Source organism: Pseudomonas sp. TH37 (assembly GCF_016650735.1).
In the GTDB taxonomy this organism is placed as follows: Bacteria; Pseudomonadota; Gammaproteobacteria; order Pseudomonadales; family Pseudomonadaceae; genus Aquipseudomonas; species Aquipseudomonas farris.
This window is the reverse complement of record NZ_JAEKFD010000008.1, coordinates 57,119-77,227: the sequence shown is the minus strand read 5'-3', so window position 1 is coordinate 77,227 and position 20,109 is coordinate 57,119. Positions and strand designations below refer to the sequence as shown.

18 protein-coding genes and 1 pseudogene are annotated in these 20,109 nt (G+C 60.1%); 10 read left to right on the top strand and 9 right to left on the bottom strand.

The features are described 5' to 3' along the window. Positions 1–27: 27 nt before the first annotated feature. Positions 28–819 carry an IclR family transcriptional regulator gene (locus JFU11_RS20000; protein WP_201061900.1) on the bottom strand — a complete coding sequence of 264 codons (792 nt, stop codon included), beginning with the start codon at positions 817–819 and terminating at the stop codon, positions 28–30. 163 nt (positions 820–982) lie between these two features. On the opposite strand from JFU11_RS20000, the gene hmgA reads away from it, so the two are divergent. Genes hmgA through maiA form a run of 3 tightly spaced genes read left to right on the top strand, consistent with a single transcriptional unit; the run spans position 983 to position 4,243 of the window. After that, positions 983–2,287, top strand: coding sequence for a homogentisate 1,2-dioxygenase (hmgA, locus tag JFU11_RS19995; RefSeq protein WP_201061899.1), 1,305 nt, complete (start codon positions 983–985; stop codon positions 2,285–2,287). 3 nt (positions 2,288–2,290) lie between these two features. Beyond that, positions 2,291–3,595, top strand: a complete 1,305-nt coding sequence (gene fahA, locus JFU11_RS19990) for a fumarylacetoacetase (RefSeq protein ID WP_201061898.1) — start codon at positions 2,291–2,293, stop codon at positions 3,593–3,595. A gap of 12 nt (positions 3,596–3,607) precedes the next feature. Continuing rightward, complete coding sequence (maiA, locus tag JFU11_RS19985; RefSeq protein ID WP_123719972.1) at positions 3,608–4,243, top strand: maleylacetoacetate isomerase; 636 nt, start codon at positions 3,608–3,610, stop codon at positions 4,241–4,243. Positions 4,244–4,347: 104 nt separating this feature from the next. Here the strand turns inward: maiA and JFU11_RS19980 are convergent, their stop codons facing one another. Continuing rightward, positions 4,348–5,151 carry a transglutaminase family protein gene (locus JFU11_RS19980; RefSeq protein WP_123719971.1) on the bottom strand — a complete coding sequence of 268 codons (804 nt, stop codon included), beginning with the start codon at positions 5,149–5,151 and terminating at the stop codon, positions 4,348–4,350. A 183-nt stretch (positions 5,152–5,334) separates the two neighbouring features. Between JFU11_RS19980 and JFU11_RS19975 the strand changes: the two genes are divergently transcribed. The 4 genes from JFU11_RS19975 (at position 5,335) to JFU11_RS19960 (ending at position 9,692) form a co-directional block, all read left to right on the top strand. Further along, positions 5,335–6,354: a Glu/Leu/Phe/Val dehydrogenase gene (locus tag JFU11_RS19975; RefSeq protein ID WP_201061897.1), complete on the top strand. Its 1,020-nt coding sequence runs from the start codon at positions 5,335–5,337 to the stop codon at positions 6,352–6,354. Positions 6,355–6,477: 123 nt separating this feature from the next. Next, entirely contained in the window at positions 6,478–7,572 is a 1,095-nt protein-coding gene (gene pdhA, locus JFU11_RS19970; RefSeq protein WP_201061896.1) for a pyruvate dehydrogenase (acetyl-transferring) E1 component subunit alpha, read from the top strand. Beyond that, positions 7,565–8,554: an alpha-ketoacid dehydrogenase subunit beta gene (locus tag JFU11_RS19965; protein ID WP_201061895.1), complete on the top strand. Its 990-nt coding sequence runs from the start codon at positions 7,565–7,567 to the stop codon at positions 8,552–8,554. The genes pdhA and JFU11_RS19965 overlap by 8 nt, the downstream gene beginning before the upstream one ends. A 28-nt stretch (positions 8,555–8,582) precedes the next feature. Next, a complete protein-coding gene (locus tag JFU11_RS19960) occupies positions 8,583–9,692 on the top strand; it encodes a dihydrolipoamide acetyltransferase family protein (protein ID WP_201061894.1) in 1,110 nt (369 codons plus the stop codon). Between the two features lie 174 nt (positions 9,693–9,866). Here JFU11_RS19960 and JFU11_RS19955 read toward each other — a convergent pair. Next, positions 9,867–10,106 (bottom strand): annotated as a pseudogene (locus JFU11_RS19955) (YebG family protein); the annotation flags it as partial. Between the two features lie 359 nt (positions 10,107–10,465). Between JFU11_RS19955 and JFU11_RS19950 the strand changes: the two are divergent. Further along, positions 10,466–10,966, top strand: coding sequence for a phosphate-starvation-inducible PsiE family protein (locus tag JFU11_RS19950; RefSeq protein ID WP_007903272.1), 501 nt, complete (start codon positions 10,466–10,468; stop codon positions 10,964–10,966). Here JFU11_RS19950 and JFU11_RS19945 read toward each other — a convergent pair. The 3 genes from JFU11_RS19945 to JFU11_RS19935 all read right to left on the bottom strand — a co-directional run bounded on the left by JFU11_RS19945 (position 10,963) and on the right by JFU11_RS19935 (position 14,232). Continuing rightward, positions 10,963–11,280 (bottom strand): DUF3509 domain-containing protein, encoded by a 318-nt coding sequence (locus tag JFU11_RS19945; RefSeq protein ID WP_123496706.1) that lies wholly within the window; start codon positions 11,278–11,280, stop codon positions 10,963–10,965. The genes JFU11_RS19950 and JFU11_RS19945 overlap by 4 nt on opposite strands. A gap of 210 nt (positions 11,281–11,490) precedes the next feature. Then, positions 11,491–12,792 (bottom strand): serine/threonine transporter, encoded by a 1,302-nt coding sequence (locus tag JFU11_RS19940; protein ID WP_201061893.1) that lies wholly within the window; start codon positions 12,790–12,792, stop codon positions 11,491–11,493. A gap of 63 nt (positions 12,793–12,855) precedes the next feature. Further along, on the bottom strand, positions 12,856–14,232 hold the full coding sequence (locus JFU11_RS19935) for an L-serine ammonia-lyase (protein WP_123719966.1): 1,377 nt from the start codon (positions 14,230–14,232) through the stop codon (positions 12,856–12,858). Positions 14,233–14,367: 135 nt separating this feature from the next. Here JFU11_RS19935 and JFU11_RS19930 point away from each other — a divergent pair, with 135 nt between their 5' ends. Together JFU11_RS19930 and JFU11_RS19925 are read left to right on the top strand one after the other, a co-directional pair. After that, a complete protein-coding gene (locus JFU11_RS19930; protein ID WP_123719965.1) occupies positions 14,368–15,315 on the top strand; it encodes a LysR substrate-binding domain-containing protein in 948 nt (315 codons plus the stop codon). A gap of 214 nt (positions 15,316–15,529) precedes the next feature. Next, positions 15,530–15,937, top strand: a complete 408-nt coding sequence (locus JFU11_RS19925; RefSeq protein WP_008070486.1) for an HPF/RaiA family ribosome-associated protein — start codon at positions 15,530–15,532, stop codon at positions 15,935–15,937. A 277-nt stretch (positions 15,938–16,214) separates the two neighbouring features. On the opposite strand, the gene fecA is transcribed toward JFU11_RS19925, so the two are convergent. From fecA to JFU11_RS19910, 3 genes are all read right to left on the bottom strand, one after another. Further along, a complete protein-coding gene (gene fecA / locus JFU11_RS19920) occupies positions 16,215–18,548 on the bottom strand; it encodes a TonB-dependent Fe(3+) dicitrate receptor FecA (RefSeq protein WP_201061892.1) in 2,334 nt (777 codons plus the stop codon). Between the two features lie 127 nt (positions 18,549–18,675). After that, positions 18,676–19,614, bottom strand: a complete 939-nt coding sequence (locus tag JFU11_RS19915; protein ID WP_201061891.1) for a FecR family protein — start codon at positions 19,612–19,614, stop codon at positions 18,676–18,678. Continuing rightward, entirely contained in the window at positions 19,611–20,099 is a 489-nt protein-coding gene (locus JFU11_RS19910; RefSeq protein ID WP_123719962.1) for a sigma-70 family RNA polymerase sigma factor, read from the bottom strand. The genes JFU11_RS19915 and JFU11_RS19910 overlap by 4 nt, the downstream gene beginning before the upstream one ends. Positions 20,100–20,109 lie beyond the last annotated feature (10 nt).

Genomic DNA, 20,109 nt, shown 5'->3' with positions numbered 1-20,109 from the left:
AGGCTGGCCGTTGCTTCCAGATCCCGCTCAGCGGTTGAAGTCTTCAGATTGATACCCCATCCGCCAACTCACGGCCCGCGTCGCCGCCAGCAAACGCTGCGCCGCCGGGCCGTTTTCATCGGCGTGAAACAACGAGGTCGGGCCGACGATGGTTATCACCGCCGCTACCTGTCCGACCGCATTGAACACCGGCGCCGACAATGCATCCACGCCGGGCATCAGCAAGCCGTGAACATGGTGCAAGCCGCGTTCGCGGATCTGTTCGCACAATGTGGTGTAAGCCTGCTCATCGGCCAACGGATGAGCTTCGACGGCGCGGACCTCTAGATCGCGCAATTCATCGGTTTCGCGATGAGGCAAATAGGCACTGAACACCAGTCCTGTCGACGAACTGAGCAACGGTAAAACCGAGCCCAATTGCGTGACCACTGTCACCGCGCGCACCGCCGGTTCGATGTGCACCACCGTCGCGCCCTGATTGCCCCACACCGCTATAAAGCAGGTCTCATTCAGCTCATCACGCAACTCGGCCAAGGGCAGGGCGGCGACTTTCAGCACGTCCATACTGTTCAAAGCAGCCAGGCCGACTCGAAGCGCTTCACGGCCGAGACCGTAGTGGTTGGTGGCGGGGTTCTGCTCGGCAAAACCGCTGGCGATCAGCGCCTGCAAATAGCGGTGAACCTTGCTCGCCGGCATCTGCACGTGTTCGGCCAGGCGCGACAACGAGGTCGACGGTGACAGCTCGGCAAGCGCCTTGAGGATGTCGGTGCCGACCTCGGCCGAGCGGACTTTCTGTTTACCGTTGCTTTCGCTGGTCATGAGGCGGTGTGATCCCGGGACGAATGGGCGTCTTTATAGCTTGACGGTCAATACCAATCAAATTACGTTATGCGTAATTGAATTACGATAAAAATAACCCAGGCGTGCCAAGACCTCTTCAGCAGAGTGACAGGCCATTGCCTACTCCCGTTCAGGAGGCTCCATGAACCTCGATTCAACGGCACCAGCACTGGCTTACCAGTCAGGCTTTGGCAACGAATTCAGCAGCGAAGCGTTGCCCGGCGCACTGCCCATTGGCCAGAACTCCCCACAAAAAGTCCCTTACGGCCTGTACACCGAACTGTTCTCCGGTACGGCGTTTACCATGGCTCGCAGCGAAGCACGACGGACCTGGATGTACCGCATTCAGCCGTCGGCCAACCACCCGGCATTCGTCAAACTGGATCGGCAACTGGCCGGCGGTCCATTGGGTGAAGTAACCCCCAATCGCCTGCGCTGGAACCCCTTGGACATTCCGACCGAGCCGACCGATTTCATCGACGGGCTGGTGAGCATGGCCGCCAACTCGGGCGCGGAAAAACCGTCCGGGATCAGCATCTATAACTACCGCGCCAACCGCTCCATGGAGCGCGTGTTCTTCAACGCCGACGGTGAACTGTTGCTGGTGCCGGAACTTGGCCGTTTGCGCATCGCCACCGAACTGGGCGTGCTGGAGCTGGAACCGCTGGAAATCGCCGTCCTGCCTCGCGGGCTGAAATTCCGCGTCGAACTGCTCGATCCGCAAGCCCGCGGCTACATAGCCGAAAATCACGGCGCGCCATTGCGCCTGCCGGATCTGGGGCCGATCGGCAGTAACGGCCTGGCTAATCCCCGCGACTTCCTGACGCCAGTGGCCCATTACGAAAACCTCAAGCAACCGACCACCCTGGTGCAGAAATTCCTCGGCCAATTGTGGGGTTGTGAGCTTGATCATTCGCCGCTGAACGTGGTCGCCTGGCACGGCAATAACGTGCCGTACAAATATGACCTGCGCCGTTTCAACACCATCGGCACGGTCAGTTTCGATCACCCGGATCCGTCGATTTTCACCGTCCTGACCTCGCCGACCAGCGTGCACGGTTTGGCCAACCTCGACTTCGTGATCTTCCCGCCACGCTGGATGGTGGCCGAGAAGACATTCCGTCCGCCGTGGTTCCACCGCAACCTGATGAACGAATTCATGGGCCTGATCCAGGGCGAATACGATGCCAAGGCCGAAGGTTTCGTGCCTGGCGGTGCGTCGTTGCACAGCTGCATGAGCGCCCACGGCCCCGACGGCGAGACCTGCACCAAGGCGATCAACGCTGAACTGGCACCGGCTAAAATCGATAACACCATGGCCTTCATGTTCGAGACCAGCCAAGTGTTGCGTCCGAGCCGATTCGCCCTGGATTGCCCGCAACTGCAAAACAATTACGACGCTTGCTGGGCCACGCTGCCCGCCACTTTCGACCCGACCCGGAGATAACCCATGACTCAGACTTCCATCACTCGTAGCTGGGTTGCCTCTGCCAACGGCCACACGGATTTTCCGCTGCAGAACCTGCCGTTGGGCGTGTTCAGCGTGAAGGGTTCGGCACCGCGCAGTGGCGTGGCCATTGGCGAACATATCTTTGATCTGGAAGCAGCGCTGGATGCCGGCCTGTTCGAGGGCATTGCGAAGAAAGCAGTCGAAGCCACCCGTGGCGGTCAGTTGAATGCGTTCTTCGAATTGGGCCGCGAGGCTCGTGTCGCTTTGCGCGAACGTCTGCTGGAACTGTTTGCCGAAGGCAGCACCCTGCACGGCAAGATCGAGGCTCAAGGCGCCAAACTGCTGCCGCTGGCGGCGGATTGCGAAATGCACCTGCCGGCGAGGATCAACGACTACACCGACTTCTACGTCGGCATCGAGCACGCGCAGAATGTCGGCAAACTGTTCCGCCCGGACAACCCGTTGCTGCCGAACTACAAGTACGTGCCGATCGGTTATCACGGCCGTGCATCGACCATTCGCCCGTCCGGCACTGACGTTCGCCGTCCGAAAGGCCAGACCCTGCCGGCCGGCCAGACCGAGCCGACGTTTGGCCCGTGCGCACGTCTGGACTACGAACTGGAACTGGGTATCTGGATCGGTCAGGGCAACGCGATGGGCGACTCCATTCCCATCGGTGATGCCGCCGACCACATCGCCGGTTTCTGCCTGCTCAACGACTGGTCGGCGCGGGACATCCAGGCCTGGGAATACCAGCCGCTGGGGCCGTTCCTGTCCAAGAGTTTCATCACCAGTATTTCGCCGTGGGTGGTGACGGCCGAAGCGCTGGAGCCGTTCCGTCGTGCGCAGCCTGCGCGCCCGGAAGGCGATCCGCAGCCGCTGCCGTACCTGTTCGACAAACGTGATCAGGCCGCCGGTGCCTTCGACATCGAACTCGAAGTGCTGCTGCTGACCGAATCGATGCGCGAGCAAAATCTGCCAGCCCATCGCCTGACCCTCAGCAACACCCAACACATGTACTGGACCGTTGCACAACTGGTTGCGCACCACAGCGTCAACGGCTGCCAGTTGCAGGCCGGTGATCTGTTCGGTTCGGGCACGCTGTCCGGTCCTGAAAACGGTCAGTTCGGCAGCCTGCTGGAAATCACCGAGGGCGGTAAAAAGCCGATCGAACTGGCGTCGGGCGAGGTGCGTAAATTCCTTGAGGACGGCGACGAAATCATTCTGCGCGCGCGTTGCAACCGCGAGGGTTTTGCTTCCATCGGTTTTGGCGAGTGCCGTGGCAAAGTGCTGCCAGCACGCTAAGAGGATCGGGGCATGGAACTCTATACCTACTACCGTTCGACCTCGTCTTACCGGGTGCGTATCGCGCTGGCGTTGAAGGGGCTGGATTACCAGGCGCTGCCAATCAACCTGATTGCGCCGCAAGGTGGCGAACATCGGCAGCCGACTTATCTTGGCATCAACCCGCAAGGCCGGGTGCCGGCCTTGCGCACTGATGAGGGCGAGTTACTGATCCAGTCACCGGCGATCATCGAATACCTGGAGGAACGTTATCCACAGGTGCCGCTGCTGTCCAAAGACCTCGCCGCCCGCGCTCATGAGCGTGGCGTGGCGGCGGTGATCGGTTGCGATGTTCACCCGCTGCACAACGTCAGCGTACTCAACAAGCTTCGGCAGTTGGGGCACGATGAGCCGCAGGTGGTGGAGTGGATCGGTCACTGGATCAGCCAAGGGTTGGCGACGGTGGAGCAATTGATCGGTGACACCGGTTATTGCTTTGGCGATCAACCGGGGCTGGCGGACGTCTATTTGATCCCGCAGTTGTATGCAGCCGAGCGCTTCAATATTTCATTGGAAGCCTACCCGCGAATTCGTCGGGTGGCGGCGCTGGCGGCGACACACCCAGCCTTCTTCCTGGCCCATCCGGCGAATCAGCCCGATACCCCATAACAAGGTTGTCAGAAACAAGATCAAAAGATCGCAGCCTTCGGCAGCTCCTACAGGGTGTACGCCATCCCAATGTAGGAGCTGCCGAAGGCTGCGATCTTTTGCTTTTAATGCACGACCGAATTCGGCGGCAAATGCCCGAGCCGTTCAGTCAGGCGAATCCGCTGGATCGGATCGTCACTGAGCAGCAGCGCATGCTCCAGGTCAAAGCGCTCGGCATTCGGGCAGTCCAGTCGTTGATAGAGGCTGGCCCGGGCCAGATAGTCGGAGGCGCTGGCGTTGCCCAATTCAAGCACGCGCTCGGCGTCGATCAGGGCGTCGATGTAGTCGTCATTCGTGAGGTACAACTGGCGCAGGTTGCGCGACAGCCGCTGCAGCATCTGCACCGGTTCGGCAGTCAGTAAATGCTCGGCGCCGAGCTTCATGTTCGGGCCGTACTGGCGTTGCAGCAGTTCGCGGCAATCATTGGGGTACAACCGTCGCCCGCCGCACGGGTCGAGCAGGTGATCAGCGCCTTGCACCCGCAGCAGGAAATGCCCGGGAAAGTTGACCCCGACCATGGGGATCTCCAGCCTTCTGGCCAGTTCCAGGGCAATCAGGCCCAGCACCAGCGGTTGTCCCCGCCGACGTTCCAGTACTTTATTGAGTAACGCCACTTGCGGACGCAAGGGCGTGGAGTCGTCCTGAGCGAACCCCAAGTCATTCATTCGCCGCAACAACGGTTGGGCCAATTCACTCACCGGCAGCATCGGCAGCCCATAGCTGACCCGCTGTTGCAGGTCCTTGAAATCCGCCAGCACAGCCTCGGGATCCAGCTCTTTATCGTGTTCGACAGCAATCCACAGCGCCGCCTCGAACAGCGCGGGCGGTGATCGTTGCAGACAATCGAAAAAACGTTGGCGCGGGGTCATCAAAATCTCCGGGCAATGCCTCGTTTTAGCCCCGTCACACGCTTTCGTCCAGTGCTGCACACAGGTGGTAACAGGTTATGTCCGAAAGCGTTCAAAGCGACGCCGCTTATTCCGGTGCGCTTCTGCAATTTTTGTGCGCAAGCCTATACTGGCGACTACAAGAAGTGATTCGGGAGCCCTACGATGTTCGCTCTCATGCAAAGCACTCGCCTTGAATCGCTGCACCTGAGCGTCGATCCGGTCACCGGGTTGAAGGCGGTGATTGCCATCCACAACAGCCGTCTGGGGCCTGCCCTGGGCGGGTGTCGTTACCTTGCTTACCCCAGCGATGAATCCGCGATCGAGGATGCCGTGCGCCTTGCCCAAGGCATGAGTTACAAGGCGGCCCTGGCCGGCCTGGCTCAGGGCGGTGGCGTTGCGGTGATTGTTCGCCCGGCCCATGTGGAAAACCGCGCCGCGCTATTTGAAGCCTTCGGGCGCTGCATCAACGAACTCGACGGTCGCTACATCACCGCCATCGACGCCGGCACCTCGGTGGCGGACATGGATTGCATCGCCCAACAGACCCAATTCGTCACCAGCACCACTGCCGCAGGCGACCCTGCACCGCACGCCGCCATGGGTGTGTTTGCCGGCATTCGCAGCACTGCCATGGCCCGCTTGGGCAGCGATAATCTCGAAGGTTTGCGCATAGCCATTCAAGGCTTGGGCAATGTCGGTTATGCCCTGGCCGAACAGCTACACGCGGCCGGTGCCGAACTGCTGGTCAGCGACATCGATCACGGCAAAGTACAGCTGGCCATGGAGCAGTTGGGCGCTCATCCGATCGCCAACGACGCGCTGCTCAGTACACCGTGCGACATACTCGCGCCCTGCGGCCTGGGCGGTGTGCTAAACACCAACAGTGTGTCGCAACTGCGCTGCGCGGCGGTCGCAGGTTCGGCGAACAACCAACTGATCCATCTGGAAATCGCCGATCAGCTGGAGCGCCGGGGCATTTTGTATGCGCCTGATTACGTGATCAATGCCGGCGGGCTGATCTACGTGTCGCTCAAACACCGTGGGGAAGAGCTGACGACCATTACCGCGCACCTGTCGAAAATCAGTTCACGGCTGACCGAAGTATTCGCCCATGCCCAGGCGGAAAAGCGTTCTCCGGCCCGGGTGGCGGATGAGTTGGCGGAGAAAGTGTTGTACCGGTGACGCTGTACCGGTGAAAAGTTTGAAAGGAGTGAGAGCCTATCCGGCCATTGCTCCCCAAGCCCTGCGCCACAAGCGTCGGGCCTGACGAATGCACGCCGACTCACGCGTGCCAGGAGCCCTGTGATGCTTCACAAGGTTGAGCTGCCGTACACCCGATTTCTATCCCCTGACGGCCAGTTGCTTGGCGATCTTCCCGACTGGGCCGACGATTTCAATCTGTTGACGCGCCTGTATCGGCAGATGGTCCTGACCCGCCTTTTCGATCAGAAAGCTGTCGCCTTGCAACGCACCGGGCGCATCGGCACTTATGCGCCGACCTTGGGCCAGGAAGCCATTGGTGTCGCGGTCGGCAGCCTGATGCACGCCGAAGACGTACTGATCCCCTATTACCGCGACACCGCCGTGCAGTTGATGCGCGGTGTGCGCATGGAAGAAATCCTCTTGTATTGGGGCGGCGATGAGCGTGGCAGCGACTTCGCCGACCCGGCGGTCGCTCAGGATTTCCCGATCTGTGTGCCGATTGCCACTCAAGCCCTGCATGCCTGCGGCGTCGCCAGCGCCTTCAAGATCCGCGGCGAGCATCGAGTCGCGGTCACCACCTGCGGCGACGGCGGAACCAGCAAAGGTGATTTCCTCGAGGCACTCAATGTCGCTGGCGCCTGGCAATTGCCAGTGGTGTTTGTGATCAACAACAACCAATGGGCGATCTCAGTGCCGCGACGCATTCAGTGCGGTGCCCCGACCTTGGCGCAGAAAGCCATTGGCGCTGGCTTCCACGGCGAGCAAGTCGACGGCAATGACATGCTCGCCGTTTACGACCGCATGCAAGCAGCCCTCGAACGGGCGCGCCACGGTAAAGGCCCGGTGTTGCTCGAATGCCTGAGCTATCGCCTCGGCGATCACACCACCGCCGACGATGCCACGCGCTATCGGCCGGCGGAGGAGGTCAAGCAGGCCTGGCTCGAAGAACCGATCAAACGCCTGCAACGCTTTATGGCCGGGCAGGGGGTGTGGGATGAAAGCCGCGAACAGGCACTGATCAGTGAATGTCAGGGCCTCGTGCAGCAGGCTGTGGATAACTTCGAAGCGGCGGGCCTGCAGGCGCCGGAGTCGGTGATCGATCATGTCTACGCCCAGTGGCCGCAAGCCCTGGCCGAACAGCGCGAAGAATTTCTCGAACGGGTGGCGCGCCGGACGGGAGGTTCGGGCCATGAGTAACGGTAAGGTGACGCTGCTGGAAGCGGTGAATCTGGCGTTGCATCGGGCCATGAGTGAAGACGAAAACGTCATCGTCCTCGGTGAAGACGTCGGGGTGAACGGGGGCGTGTTCCGCGCCACGCTGGGCCTGCGCGACAGCTTTGGTTTCAAGCGGGTGATCGACTCGCCGCTGGCCGAAACCATGCTCGGCGGGCTGGTGGTGGGCATGGCGGCCCAGGGTCTGAAACCGGTGGTGGAAATCCAGTTCATGGGTTTCATCTACGCCGCCATGGAGCACTTGGTGTCTCACGCCAGCCGCATGCGCAACCGCACGCGCGGGCGGATCACCTGTCCGATGGTGATGCGCACGCCCATGGGGGCAGGGATTCGCGCGCCAGAACATCACAGCGAAAGCACCGAAGCCTTGTTCGCGCATATTCCGGGGCTGCGGGTGGTGATCCCGTCCTCGCCGGCCCGGGCCTATGGCTTGCTGCTCGCGGCTATCGACGACCCGGATCCAGTGATATTTCTCGAGCCAACCCGACTCTATCGAATGAACCCGCAACCGCTGCTGGATGACGGCAAGCGCCTGCCACTGGACAGCTGTTTCACATTGCGTGAAGGCAGCGACCTTACCTTGATCAGTTGGGGCGCCAGCGTGATGGAAACCCTGCAAGCCGCCACGCAACTGGCCGAGCGGGGCGTCTCGGTGGAAGTGATTGATGTCGCCAGTATCAAACCGCTGGACCTCGACACGATGGAGGCCTCGGTGCGCAAGACCGGTCGCTGCGTGATCGTGCATGAAGCGCCACGCTCCTGCGGGGTCGGCGCGGAAATCGCCGCCAGTCTCTACGAACGGGTATTTCTGGAGTTGCAGGCCCCGATCCAGCGAGTCACCGCGCCAGACATCCCGCCGCCGCTGTATCGACTGGAATCGCTGTACATGCCCGGCGTCGAAGACATTCTTCATGCCTGCGACACCGTCATGCAGCACTACCCCTGAAGAGACGCCTGAGGCCGAGGAGATTGCGATGAAGTATTTCAAACTGCCGGATCTGGGCGAAGGCTTGCAGGAAGCGGAAATCGTTCGTTGGCACGTCAAGGTCGGCGATACCGTCAAGACCGACCAACTATTGGTGTCGGTGGAAACCGCCAAGGCGCTGGTGGACATTCCCGCGCCCTACGACGGCGTGGTGGCGAAAACATTTGGTGGTGAGGGCGACATCCTTCATGTTGGCGAACCTCTGCTCGGTTACGAAGGCGAAGCGGATGCGGGCACTGTGGTCGGGCGGCTTGAGGGCGGCGGTACGAATCAGGAGGATGCATTTTTCATCGGCGCTGCACCTTCGACTCGTGAGCACCTGGCGAACCGAGCTACGCCGGCGGTGCGTCAACTGGCTCGGCAGCTCGGTGTTGAACTGAGCACCTTGATCGGCTCCGGCCAGGACGGCCAGATCACCCGCAGCGACGTAGAGAATTCGGCCCAGACGGAACGCGAACGCTTCGGCGGCGAGAAGCTGCGCGGTGTGCGACGCAGCATGGCACTGAACATGGCCAGGTCCCATGCCGAAGTGGTGCCGGTGACTATTTTCGGTGATGCCGATTTGTATCGTTGGGGACAGGCGCGAGAACCGCTGATTCGTCTGGCCAAGGCGATGGCGGCCGCCTGCGCCGTAAAGCCGGTGCTCAACAGCGCCTTCGATGGTAAAACCCTGGCGCTCAAGCAACACGAATGGCTCGATCTGGGCATTGCCGTGGATACCCCGGACGGCTTGTTCGTGCCGGTGCTGCGCGATGTAGGCAATCGCACGTCAGCGGATTTGAAGGAAGGCGTCATGCGTCTGCGGGCCGACGTGCAGGCGCGCTCGATCCCGCCTAAGGAAATGATGGGGGCGACCCTGACCCTGTCGAACTTCGGCACCTTGTTCGGCCGCTACGCCAACCCGGTGGTGGTGCCGCCGCAAGTGGCGATCCTCGCTGCCGGGGCGATCCGCGATGAACCGGTGGCGGTCGAGGGGGCAGTGGTGGTGCATCCGATCCTGCCGCTGTCCCTGACCTTTGATCATCGAGTGGTCACCGGTGGCGAGGCGGCGCGATTCTTCAAAGCGTTGGTCGAGGCGCTGGAACAACCCGAGGCCTAGGTTTCCTGCAGGCATGAAAAAGGCCCTGAGCCATTTGATTCAGGGCCTATTCAATTCGGGCATTGCTTACTTTGGTGTCTTGGCGGCTTTGGCTGGCTTGGTCGGCTCAGCGCCCGCTACTTCAACTGGTGCAGCTACTTCAACAGGTTCAATGGCTTCGGCGGGTGCATTCAGCAGTTCGGACAGTGCGTCCGGCTGGCTCTTGAATGCCTTGGCGAATACATCACGGTTCTTCGCCATGTAAATTCCGGCTTCTTCCACTTGCTGTTCGGTCAGGGACGGAACGGCTTTTTGCAACACTTCAGCCAGCAATTCGGCCAGTTCGAGCATTTTGTCATGACGGTCAGCTTCGGCTTTATCCATGAACAAGCGCTCCAGATCTCGGCTGCTGCGGTATACCACTTCGACGGCCATTCACCACCTCACATGCCTTCACATTAGTTGTCTGTTTCGACCACTGTATTTATATACAGCGAAAAGGATAAGCGAATCCCTGCGCTTTGGGTAGTGGCTTTTTAATGTAGACCGAATTCAGGGTTTGTCAGGTGAACCGTGGCGCTCCCATCGCGAGCAGGCTCGCTCCCACAAGGATCACCGCTGAACCCTGTGGGAGCGGGCTTGCCCGCGATGGCGTCCGTCCAACCACCGCCAACGTGTCTCATGTCACGCAGCCATCATCTCACCCAACAGTATCTGGCCTTTTTTCTGCATGCAGAACAACCGTCACGTCCAACCCGCATCATCCGCTCGAACCGAGCTAAGGAACAATCAAAGTGAAAATCAACTGGGCCGAGAACCTGCGGCAGAACGTGCACCAACTGGCCGAGTCCCTGGGCAACCTGTTCGTCGAGACCTTCCACTACCTGGCGCTGTTCGCCATCGGTGCGGTGACCGCGTGGGCGGCAGTGATGGAATTCCTCGGGATGCTCGAACAGGGGCACATCAAGATCGATGACATCTTGCTGCTGTTCATCTACCTGGAACTGGGGGCGATGGTCGGGATTTACTTCAAGACCAACCACATGCCGGTGCGCTTCCTGATCTACGTGGCGATCACCGCACTGACGCGGCTGCTGATCTCCAACGTCTCGCACCACAATCCGCCGGACCTGGGGATCATCTACCTGTGCGGCGGGATTCTGCTGCTGGCGTTTGCGATTCTGGTGGTGCGTTACGCCTCGTCGCAATTTCCTTCGGTGAAGATCGAACACCCGCAACGCAAGATCGGTGCGGGTTCCGGTGAGCATCCCGAGGTGGAGAAGGGCGAGATTTAAAGCCCCATTGAAGGTCGGGGCCGGGATTTGACCAAGGGCGGCGGCGGGTTGCGATTGTCGCCGTCGGTCATGGCTTCAAGTATGGCCACGGCGCTGTGGCCCTGTTCGATGGCGATGCCGAATTGAATGCTTTGCACCAGGCGTTTGAGGCGCTTGGGGTCATTGCGCTGTTCGGCACTGATCATCCGTTTGGCCACTACGCGGCCACTTTTGGAGAGGGTCAGCATGATGCTGCCGTCCAGCCCCTGAATGCTCAGGTTAACTTGATAATCCGGTGCAAAGGCATCGGTAATGAGCTGAAAAGGGTTGTCCATAATGCGTCACCGCCTGATTGAACGTGCAGTTGTTGACGGCCGTGATCGGGATTAGTTCGCAACACCAGACCACCGGCCTTCCATGTTCATGCGCTTTCATCCGTGTTGCGTAGGGGATATAGCAAGGTGCATGCCGGAAAAATTGTCGAACAATGAACACGGCAAAAAAATGGCGAGCACCCTGGCTCGCCTTCTTTTTGCCTGCCCGTTTCAGGGCATGAACGAGTAGATGATCGCAGACAGTGCAATCAAACCGATCAACACCACGAACACGTTCGAGGCCTGATTCGAGTACTGGCGCAAGGCCGGCACGCGGTGGATGGCGTACATCGGCATCAGGAACAACAGACACGCGATGATCGGCCCGCCGAGGGTTTCGATCATGCCCAGGATGCTCGGATTGAAGGTCGCGACGGCCCAGCAGCTGAGGATCATGAACAGCGCAGTGATGCGGTTCAGCCAACTGGCGGACATGACGCGACCACGGCCACGCAGGCTTTTCACGATCAGCCCCTGAAAGCCTTCGCTGGCGCCGATGTAATGGCCGAGGAAGGATTTGGTGATCGCCACCAGCGCAATCAATGGTGCGGCGTAAGCGATGACCGGAGTCTGGAAGTGGTTGGCCAGGTACGACAGGATCGAAATGTTCTGCGCCTTCGCAGCGGCCAAATCAGCCGGGGACAACGCCAGCACGCAGCTGAAGCAGAAGAACATCACCGTGACGACCATCATGACGTGAGCGATCGCGAGAATGCCGCTGCTTTTGCGTTCGGCTTGCTCGCCGTAACGCTGTTTCTGATCGACGGCGAAGGCGGAGATGATCGGCGAATGGTTGAACGAGAACACCATCACCGGAATCGCCAGCCATAAGGTCTTGAAGAACAGTGGCAGCGGCATGCCTTCACTGGCGGAGGCAAAGAACGCGCCGTTCCAGTTCGGGATCAGGCTGACGCCGAGCAGCAGCAACGCCGCAACGAACGGATAAACCAGCACGCTCATGCATTTGACGATGACCCCCTGACCGCAACGGACGATGGCCATCAAGCCGAGAATCAACCCCAGCGACAGGATCGCCCGAGGCGGCGGCGTCATGTGCAACTGGTGCTCCATGAGGCTGCTCAGGGTGTTGGTCAGCGCCACGCTGTACACCAGCAGAATCGGGAAGATCGCGAAGAAATACAGCAGCGTGATCAGCTTGCCGGCGCCGATGCCGAAGTGTTCTTCCACCACTTCGGTAATGTCCCCGGAGCGGCCTGACAATACAAAACGCGTCAGGCCACGGTGGGCGAAGAAGGTCATCGGAAACGCCAGCACCGCCAGTATCAGCAGCGGCCAGAAACCACCGACACCGGCGTTGATTGGCAGGAACAACGTGCCAGCGCCAATCGCCGTGCCATAGAGGCCAAGCATCCAGGTGGTGTCGTGTTTACTCCAGCCTTTGTGGGATATTTCGCTATTGCGTGTCAGGTCTACAGCGGGATTATCGGCAGCGGGTGTACGTACATCGGTCATCGTTTTTGCCTCGTTATTATTCTTGCTCGGGCTCACGTGTTACGGGCTGTCAGGAAATGTTCTTCAACATTCAACCCAGCTAACAGCCAGGCCGCCCCGTGAAGTTTCTTTGTATTTGTCGTGCATGTCGGCGCCGGTATCGCGCATGGTGCGGATCACCCGGTCCAGGGAAATGAAGTGCTTGCCGTCGCCGCGCAGGGCCATTTGCGTGGCGTTGATCGCCTTCACGGCAGCGATTGCGTTGCGCTCGATGCACGGCACCTGCACCAGACCGCCGACCGGATCGCAGGTCAGGCCGAGGTTGTGTTCCAGGCCGATTTCGGCGGCGTTTTCCAGTTGCTCGGGAGTCGCTCCGAGTATGTCGGCCAGGCCGGCGGCGGCCATGGCGCAGGCGGAACCGACTTCGCCCTGGCAGCCGACTTCGGCGCCAGAGATCGAGGCGTTTTTCTTGCAGAGGATGCCTACAGCGGCAGCGCCCAAAAAGAACGCCACGACGTCATCGTCCGACGCGTCCGGGTTGAATTTCATGTAGTAGTGCAGCACTGCGGGAATGATCCCCGCCGCCCCGTTTGTAGGCGCGGTAACCATGCGTCCGCCGGCCGCGTTTTCTTCGTTCACGGCGAGGGCGAACAGGTTTACCCACTCCATGGCTGACAGGGTGGAGCTGATGACATTCGGTTTGCCGATTTCCAACAGACTGCGGTGCAATTTCGCGGCGCGACGCGGAACATTCAGACCGCCGGGCAGGATGCCTTCGTGGCGCAAGCCTTGCTCGACGCATTCACGCATCACCGACCAGATATGCAGCAACCCCTGGCGGATCTCGGCGTCGCTGCGCCAGGCCCGTTCGTTGGCCATCATCAGCTCGGAAACCCGCAGACCGTGTTGGTTGCAGAGCTTGAGTAATTCGGCGGCGCTGGAGAAATCGTAGGGCAAGACCACATCGCTGGCCGGCGCAATGCCGGACTCGGCTTCGGCTGCTTCGATGATGAAACCACCGCCCACCGAGTAGTACGTCTGCTCGAACAGCTCACCGGTTTCGCCGAAGGCTGTCAGAGACATGGCGTTGGGGTGGTAGGGCAGGCTCTCGTCGAGCAGCAGGAGATCGCGTTGCCAGTTGAAGGCAATGGTCGATTTGCCGGCCAGACCCAGTTCGCCGGTTTCACGCAAGGTTTGGATTCGGCTGTCGATTGAGTTCGGATCAATACTGTCTGGCCATTCGCCCATCAGGCCCATGACGCAGGCACGGTCGGTTGCGTGGCCGACGCCGGTGGCCGAAAGGGAACCGTAGAGTCGAATTTCTACCCGCCGCACGTCGGCCAGTAAATCCTGGTCAATCAGTGCTTGGGCGAAGGTCGCGGCGGCGCGCATCGGGCCGACGGTGTGGGAGCTGGACGGACCGATGCCGACTTTGAAGAGATCGAAAACACTGATAGCCATGCTAAAGCCTATACAAGCAATGGAAGAGAAATCGCTGCCATTTCTGTAGGACAAGCGCAATGTCGGCGATACTGCCAACCTCGGTCCTACGTGACCAACGAAACTTCCTAAGACAGCCTTTAGCAGGACTAAACAATGAGTCGCCAATTGCACGCCCAGACTTACGTCTGGCTGCACGTGTTTTCGTGTGCCGCGCGGCACTTGTCCTTCACCCGTTGCGCCGAAGAACTCCACATCACGCCGGGGGCGGTCAGTCAGCAAATTCGCCAACTGGAAGAGCGGCTGGGTTTTCGCCTGTTTCATCGTCGCGCCCGGGGCGTGGAATTGAGTGCCGAAGGCCAGCGATTGGCTATCACCGTCAACGAAGCCTACGGCAGCATCGATGCGGAATTGCGACGACTGGATGCGGGAATGATCAGCGGGATTTTGCGGTTGCGCTCGATTCCCTCGTTCCTGAGCAAATGGCTAACCCCGCGCCTGCCGCGTTTGCAACAGCGCTTTCCGGATATTCAGCTGCGGCTGGTGGCCGAGGACAGCAGTGTTCCGTTGCACGAAGGTGACTTCGATCTGGCGATTGACCTGAACGACGGCAGTTATCCCGGATTGTTATCCACAGCCTTGTTGGATGAGCAGATTTTTCCGGTCTGCGCTCCGAGCCTGTTGCGCGGAAGGCCGCCACTGCACGGCCCGGCGGATCTGGTGCATTTTCCGTTGCTGCACGACATCACCGCCTGGCGCGGCAGTTACGAGTACGCGGAATGGGAGTTTTATCTCAACGCTATCGGCTTCGAAGGCGCGGATGTGCGGCGCGGGCACACCTTCAATCGTAACCACCTGACCATCGAAGCGGCGATTGCCGGGATGGGGGTGGCGATTGCGCGGCGAACGCTGCTCAACGATGAACTGGAGCGCGGGACGTTAATCGTGCCATTTGGCCTGGCGGTGCCTAATCACAAGCGTTACGTGCTGCTCTATGCGCCGGGCGCGCTGAGCCATCCGGGCGTACGCGCGGTGCATGACTGGCTGGTGGAGGAGGCGGGGGTTTTTCGTAGCCTGCACCCACTGGCGGAGCGGCAGATGTGAGCAATTATGACAAAAGAGCGAGGCGACCCAACTCCCGACCTTAACAGCGCTTTTGCTCCTTGTCCGGCTTTTTTTGCGTATGAAAATTTATCTTTTCTTAGGGGTTGAAATGTTCTGCGCGCACACCGATTGTGTAACCAAGAGGTCACGGTGATGAAGCCCAAGGGCCAGCCGAAGGGCCTCTCGCGAGCTAGCTGAAATAAGGGATGGAACTATGCAAATCCAAGTCAATAGCGATAACCATATTCAAAGCAGCATCCGACTGGAGGAGTGGGTACGTACTACCATTGAGAGCACGCTCGAACGTTATGAGGAGGACCTGACCCGCGTCGAGGTCCATCTGCGGGACGAGAACGGCGACAAGCCCGGTCCCCACGATATGCGCTGTCAGCTGGAAGCGCGGCCAAAAGGCCACCAACCGATTTCTGTCACTCATAAAGCCGCTAACCTGGAACTGGCGATCGACGGTGCGGCCGAAAAACTCGAACATGCGCTTGAACATCTGTTCGGCAAGCTGCGGGGCAAACCACGTGCCGCTGTAGTGCCGTTCGAAAGGCCTACGGCCGATGCGCTGCTGGAAGACGAGTTTCTCGAGAACGAACAGGCTGCACAAAACGGCTGAGGCCTGATTCACTTTTTACCTTCCCACTTTATCTTCACCTAAAAAACGGGCCTGCTTATGCAGGCCCGTTCTTGTTTCTGGTATTCGCCGGCTCCTGTGGTTCCATGGAAACCTGTGGCGAGGGAGCTTGCTCCCGCTGGGGTGCGAAGCGGCCCCAAAACCATCCAGTGCGGTGTGTCAGGCAAATCTAGTTAGCAGGTTTCACGACTGCTTCGCAGCCGAGCGGGAGCAAGCTCCCTCGCCACAAAGTGTCAGACCTCAGCCCCGGGGCCAGTAATCAAAAAGCGACCGAAGTCTGCACATACACCGTCCGCGGTTCTCCCACGTACTTGCCCTTGTTGTTGTCATCGAACGAGCGGGTGAAGTACTGGTGGTTGAAGATGTTCTTCACCCCCACCGCCACGTTCAGGTCCGACAACTTCGGCCCGAAGTCATACGCCGCGCGACTGCTGAACAACATGTACCCCGCAATCTTGCCGGTGCTGCCATCGGCGCTTTCGGCCGAGGTGTTGGCGTTGTCAGCGAACTGATCACTCTGATAGCTGCTGTCCAGGTTCAGTTTCCACGCGCCTTCGGTATAACCGACGCCGAGCGTGCCTTTGTGTTTCGAGGAGAACGGCACACGATTACCCTTGTTCGCCCCGTCTTCGCGGATGGTCGCGTCCACATAGGCGTATGTCGCGTACACATCGAAACCGGCCAGCGCCGGGCTCAAGTCGTCGAGAGCGTAGTTGATGCTGGTTTCGATGCCTTGATGGCGTGTTTCGCCTCGGGCGATCACCGAGTCGTTGGTTTGATTGCTTTCATACTGGTTGTCGAAGTTGATCAGGAACGCACCAATCTCTGCCCGCAACGCGCCGTTGTCGTAACGGGTACCCAGCTCCCAGGTGCGCGCCTTCTCCGGTTTGACTTCGCCGCTGGTCACCCGGTTAGGCATCTGGCTGTACTGCACGCTGCCGAACGATCCTTCGGTATTGGCGTAGAGGTTCCAGCTGTCGGTCAGGTGATAGAGCACATTCAACGCCGGCAGGGCGGTGTTGTAGTCACCTTTGTATTTCACGTTGGTCAGGTTGTTGGTCTGCTGCGATTTGATCATTTCGTAGCGGATGCCCGGCGTAATCGTCCACTTGCCGATATCGATCCGGTCATCGACAAAGAACGCATTGGCCTCGGTGCCGCCCCGGGTATCGCGGTCGTTGCGACTGCTGGTGGTTGGGTATTCGTTGCTGGCGATCGGCGTGCGGTAGCGCAGTTCGTGGCCGGCCTCGTTGATGTAGCGATAGCCGACGCCGACTTCATGGCTGGTCTGGCCGAGATCGAAGCCTTGGGCGAAACGGGTTTCCAGGCCGCGGACCCAGTATTCACGAGGTGATAGTGAGAGGAACGTGCCCTGGTCCAGATAACCGCTGCGCAGGGTTTTGGTGAAGAAGGTATTGGCGGTGAACTCGCGGCGATCTTCCTGATAGCGATAGCCGAAATTGAACATCGTGCGGCGGCCCCAGAATTGGTCTTTTGGGCGGGTCGACTGGTACGGATCGGCGTCGTAATCGGCGACGTTCAGCCCGCCGGGCATGTCCGCCTTGCCTTCGTAGTACTGGGCTATGGCGTTGAAGCTGTTGGCGTCATCAAGCTGGTATTTGCCCTTGAGGATCAGGTCGTCGATTTCGGTGTCGCTGTGTTCGCGCCAGTCACCGCCGCGGGTGCCCGAGTACAGAATCGCGCCGCCCAGACCGTTATCGGCCGTGCCGCCGGCCAGCAAATTACCGGTGGTTTTGAAGCCGTCATGGCTGGACGATGGACTGGTTTCGGTCTGGAAGCCGCCCTTGACCGTCGACTCATCGGGAATGGCGCGGGTCACGAAGTTGACCACACCGCCCACGTTCTGCGGCCCGTAGCGCACCGCGCCGCCGCCGCGCACCACGTCGACCGCGTCCATATTGCCCATGCTGATCGGCGCAAACGACAACTGCGGCTGACCATAAGGTGCGAAGGGCACCGGAATGCCGTCCATCAATACCGTGGAGCGTGAAGCCAGCCGTGGGTTGAGCCCGCGAATGCCGAAGTTCAGTGCCATGTCATGGCTGCCGGTGCCGTTGTTGTCTGGCGCGTTGACCCCCGGGATGCGATTGAGCACGTCCCTGGCCTGAGTCGCGCCCTGGCGTTCGAATTCTTCGCGGCGGATCACGTCGCGAGCGCCGGGATGTTCGAAGACGTTGGTTTGAGCTGCATCGCCGAGCCAGTCGCCGACCACTTTAGAGGTGTCCAGCTCCAGCGCCGCATCACCCGCCGGTTGCAGGCTGAAGGCATTGTTGCCCTCGGCGCGAGCTTGCAGGCCGGTGCCTTCGAGCAACGCGCTCAAACCCTGCGAAGGGGTGTAGTTGCCTTCCAGGCCGCGACTCTGCACACCGCTGGTGACCTGCGAGCCAAAGGAGATCAGCACGCCGGCTTCACGGCCAAACTGGTTAAGTGCGTTCTCCAGCGAGGACGGTGCGATGTGGTACGGCTTGGCATCAGCGGCATGCACCAATGGCAGAACGCCGAAGCTCAGGCTGGCGCCCAGCAAGAGTTGGCGCAAGGTGCGAGCCATAGGTGTGAGACGGGTGGGTTGCATGGAGGGCGATCCTGAGAAGGTTGAATCAAGGGGGCTTTCCTTCTCTGTCACGCCAGATCTGAAAAACGGCTCACTTTTTTTGATCTTGCTGTGAAGATCGTTCCCACGCTCTGCGTGGGAACGATCACTAGGCCCGTGCCTCGACCGTCACCCAATACCGGGTAAACCGCCTCACCTTCACCGGCAAACTGATTTCCAGCAGATCAAGGATCCGCTCGCTGTCGTCCAGTGGATAAGTCCCGGAGATCAGCAGATCGGCGACATTCGTCGCGCAATTGAGCTGCCCCCGGCGATAGCGACCGAGTTCATCGAGGAAATCCCCCAGGCGCATGTGCGCAGCCACCAGCATGCCGTCGGCCCAGGCGCCGCTGTTGGCGTCCAGTGGCAGGGGAGCGCTGATGCCGCGTGCGCCGAAGCTCAACTGCCGGGCGGTTTGCAGCATCAGCGGCGCGCCGCCATCGGGCGTCAATTCGACGCTGCCTTCGAACACCGCCACCTCAGTGTGATCGGCAAACTGCCGCACGTTCAGCCGCCCACCTTGGGTTTTCAACAGGCCTTGTGCGGTCTGTACTTGAAACGCCTGGGCGGCGGTCAGCAGCATTTCGCCTTCGAGCAAGCGGATCAGCCGTTGCTGACCTTCGATTCGCACATCGACCGAACTGGCGGTGTTGAGCTGTACTTGGCTGCCATCGCCGAGCGGCACTTTACGTCGCTGGCCGATCGGGCTGCGGTAGTCGGCCAGCAAAGGCGTCAGCGGATTGTGTTCACGCATGCTCCAGGTGACTGCAGAACCCGCGCCGAGAATCAGCAACAGCTTCAATGCCTGACGACGGCCGGCGGATTTCGGAGCGTTGAGGGCGGCGTGGGCCAGCGGTGAAGACAAACCGCGCAAGCGTTGATTGACTCGCTGAATATGTTCCCAGGCCCGTCGATGTTCACCGTGAGCGTCGAGCCATTGCTGCCAGGCGATTTGCTGGCGCGGGTTCAACGGCCCTTGTTGGATTTCCATCCACCAGTGCACGGCCTGCTCGGCCACTTGAGAGGAAAAATCCGCAGGGCTGTTCATAGTGCGAAGTAGCAGCGCATCGCCGCTTTGTTCAGGTGCCGTTTGACCGTCGCGATGGAAATACCCAGTTCGGCGGCGATCTGTGGATAAGTCAAACCATCGACCTGAGCCAGCAGAAAGGTGCGTTTGACCAGGCGCGGCAAACCGTCGAGCAACTGGTCGAGCTCCATCAGCGTTTGCAGGATGATCGCCCGATCTTCCTCCGACGGCGCGACGATTTCCGGCATCTGCGCCAGCGCATCGAGATAGGCGCGCTCCAGATCCTGACGGCGGTAATGATTGAACAGCACACGCTTGGCGATGGTGGTGAGGAACGCCCGCGGTTCGATGATTTGGGGCGTTTGCCGTGCCGTCAGCACTCGAATGAATGTGTCCTGAGCCAGATCCGCGGCGCTGTCAGGGCAGCCGAGTTTGCGCCGCAGCCAACCGGTGAGCCAGTTGTGATGGGCGTGATAAAGGACTTCGACGGTAGTGGCTGACGACAACGGATCCGCT

Excerpts from the sequence above, each read along its gene's own strand:
- JFU11_RS20000 (WP_201061900.1), bottom strand. The coding sequence starts at position 819 with ATGACCAGCGAAAGCAACGGTAAACAGAAAGTCCGCTCGGCCGAGGTC.
- hmgA (WP_201061899.1), top strand. The coding sequence starts at position 983 with ATGAACCTCGATTCAACGGCACCAGCACTGGCTTACCAGTCAGGCTTT.
- fahA (WP_201061898.1), top strand. The coding sequence starts at position 2,291 with ATGACTCAGACTTCCATCACTCGTAGCTGGGTTGCCTCTGCCAACGGC.
- maiA (WP_123719972.1), top strand. The coding sequence starts at position 3,608 with ATGGAACTCTATACCTACTACCGTTCGACCTCGTCTTACCGGGTGCGT.
- JFU11_RS19980 (WP_123719971.1), bottom strand. The coding sequence starts at position 5,151 with ATGACCCCGCGCCAACGTTTTTTCGATTGTCTGCAACGATCACCGCCC.
- JFU11_RS19975 (WP_201061897.1), top strand. The coding sequence starts at position 5,335 with ATGTTCGCTCTCATGCAAAGCACTCGCCTTGAATCGCTGCACCTGAGC.
- pdhA (WP_201061896.1), top strand. The coding sequence starts at position 6,478 with ATGCTTCACAAGGTTGAGCTGCCGTACACCCGATTTCTATCCCCTGAC.
- JFU11_RS19965 (WP_201061895.1), top strand. The coding sequence starts at position 7,565 with ATGAGTAACGGTAAGGTGACGCTGCTGGAAGCGGTGAATCTGGCGTTG.
- JFU11_RS19960 (WP_201061894.1), top strand. The coding sequence starts at position 8,583 with ATGAAGTATTTCAAACTGCCGGATCTGGGCGAAGGCTTGCAGGAAGCG.
- JFU11_RS19945 (WP_123496706.1), bottom strand. The coding sequence starts at position 11,280 with ATGGACAACCCTTTTCAGCTCATTACCGATGCCTTTGCACCGGATTAT.
- JFU11_RS19940 (WP_201061893.1), bottom strand. The coding sequence starts at position 12,792 with ATGACCGATGTACGTACACCCGCTGCCGATAATCCCGCTGTAGACCTG.
- JFU11_RS19935 (WP_123719966.1), bottom strand. The coding sequence starts at position 14,232 with ATGGCTATCAGTGTTTTCGATCTCTTCAAAGTCGGCATCGGTCCGTCC.
- JFU11_RS19930 (WP_123719965.1), top strand. The coding sequence starts at position 14,368 with ATGAGTCGCCAATTGCACGCCCAGACTTACGTCTGGCTGCACGTGTTT.
- JFU11_RS19925 (WP_008070486.1), top strand. The coding sequence starts at position 15,530 with ATGCAAATCCAAGTCAATAGCGATAACCATATTCAAAGCAGCATCCGA.
- fecA (WP_201061892.1), bottom strand. The coding sequence starts at position 18,548 with ATGCAACCCACCCGTCTCACACCTATGGCTCGCACCTTGCGCCAACTC.
- JFU11_RS19915 (WP_201061891.1), bottom strand. The coding sequence starts at position 19,614 with ATGAACAGCCCTGCGGATTTTTCCTCTCAAGTGGCCGAGCAGGCCGTG.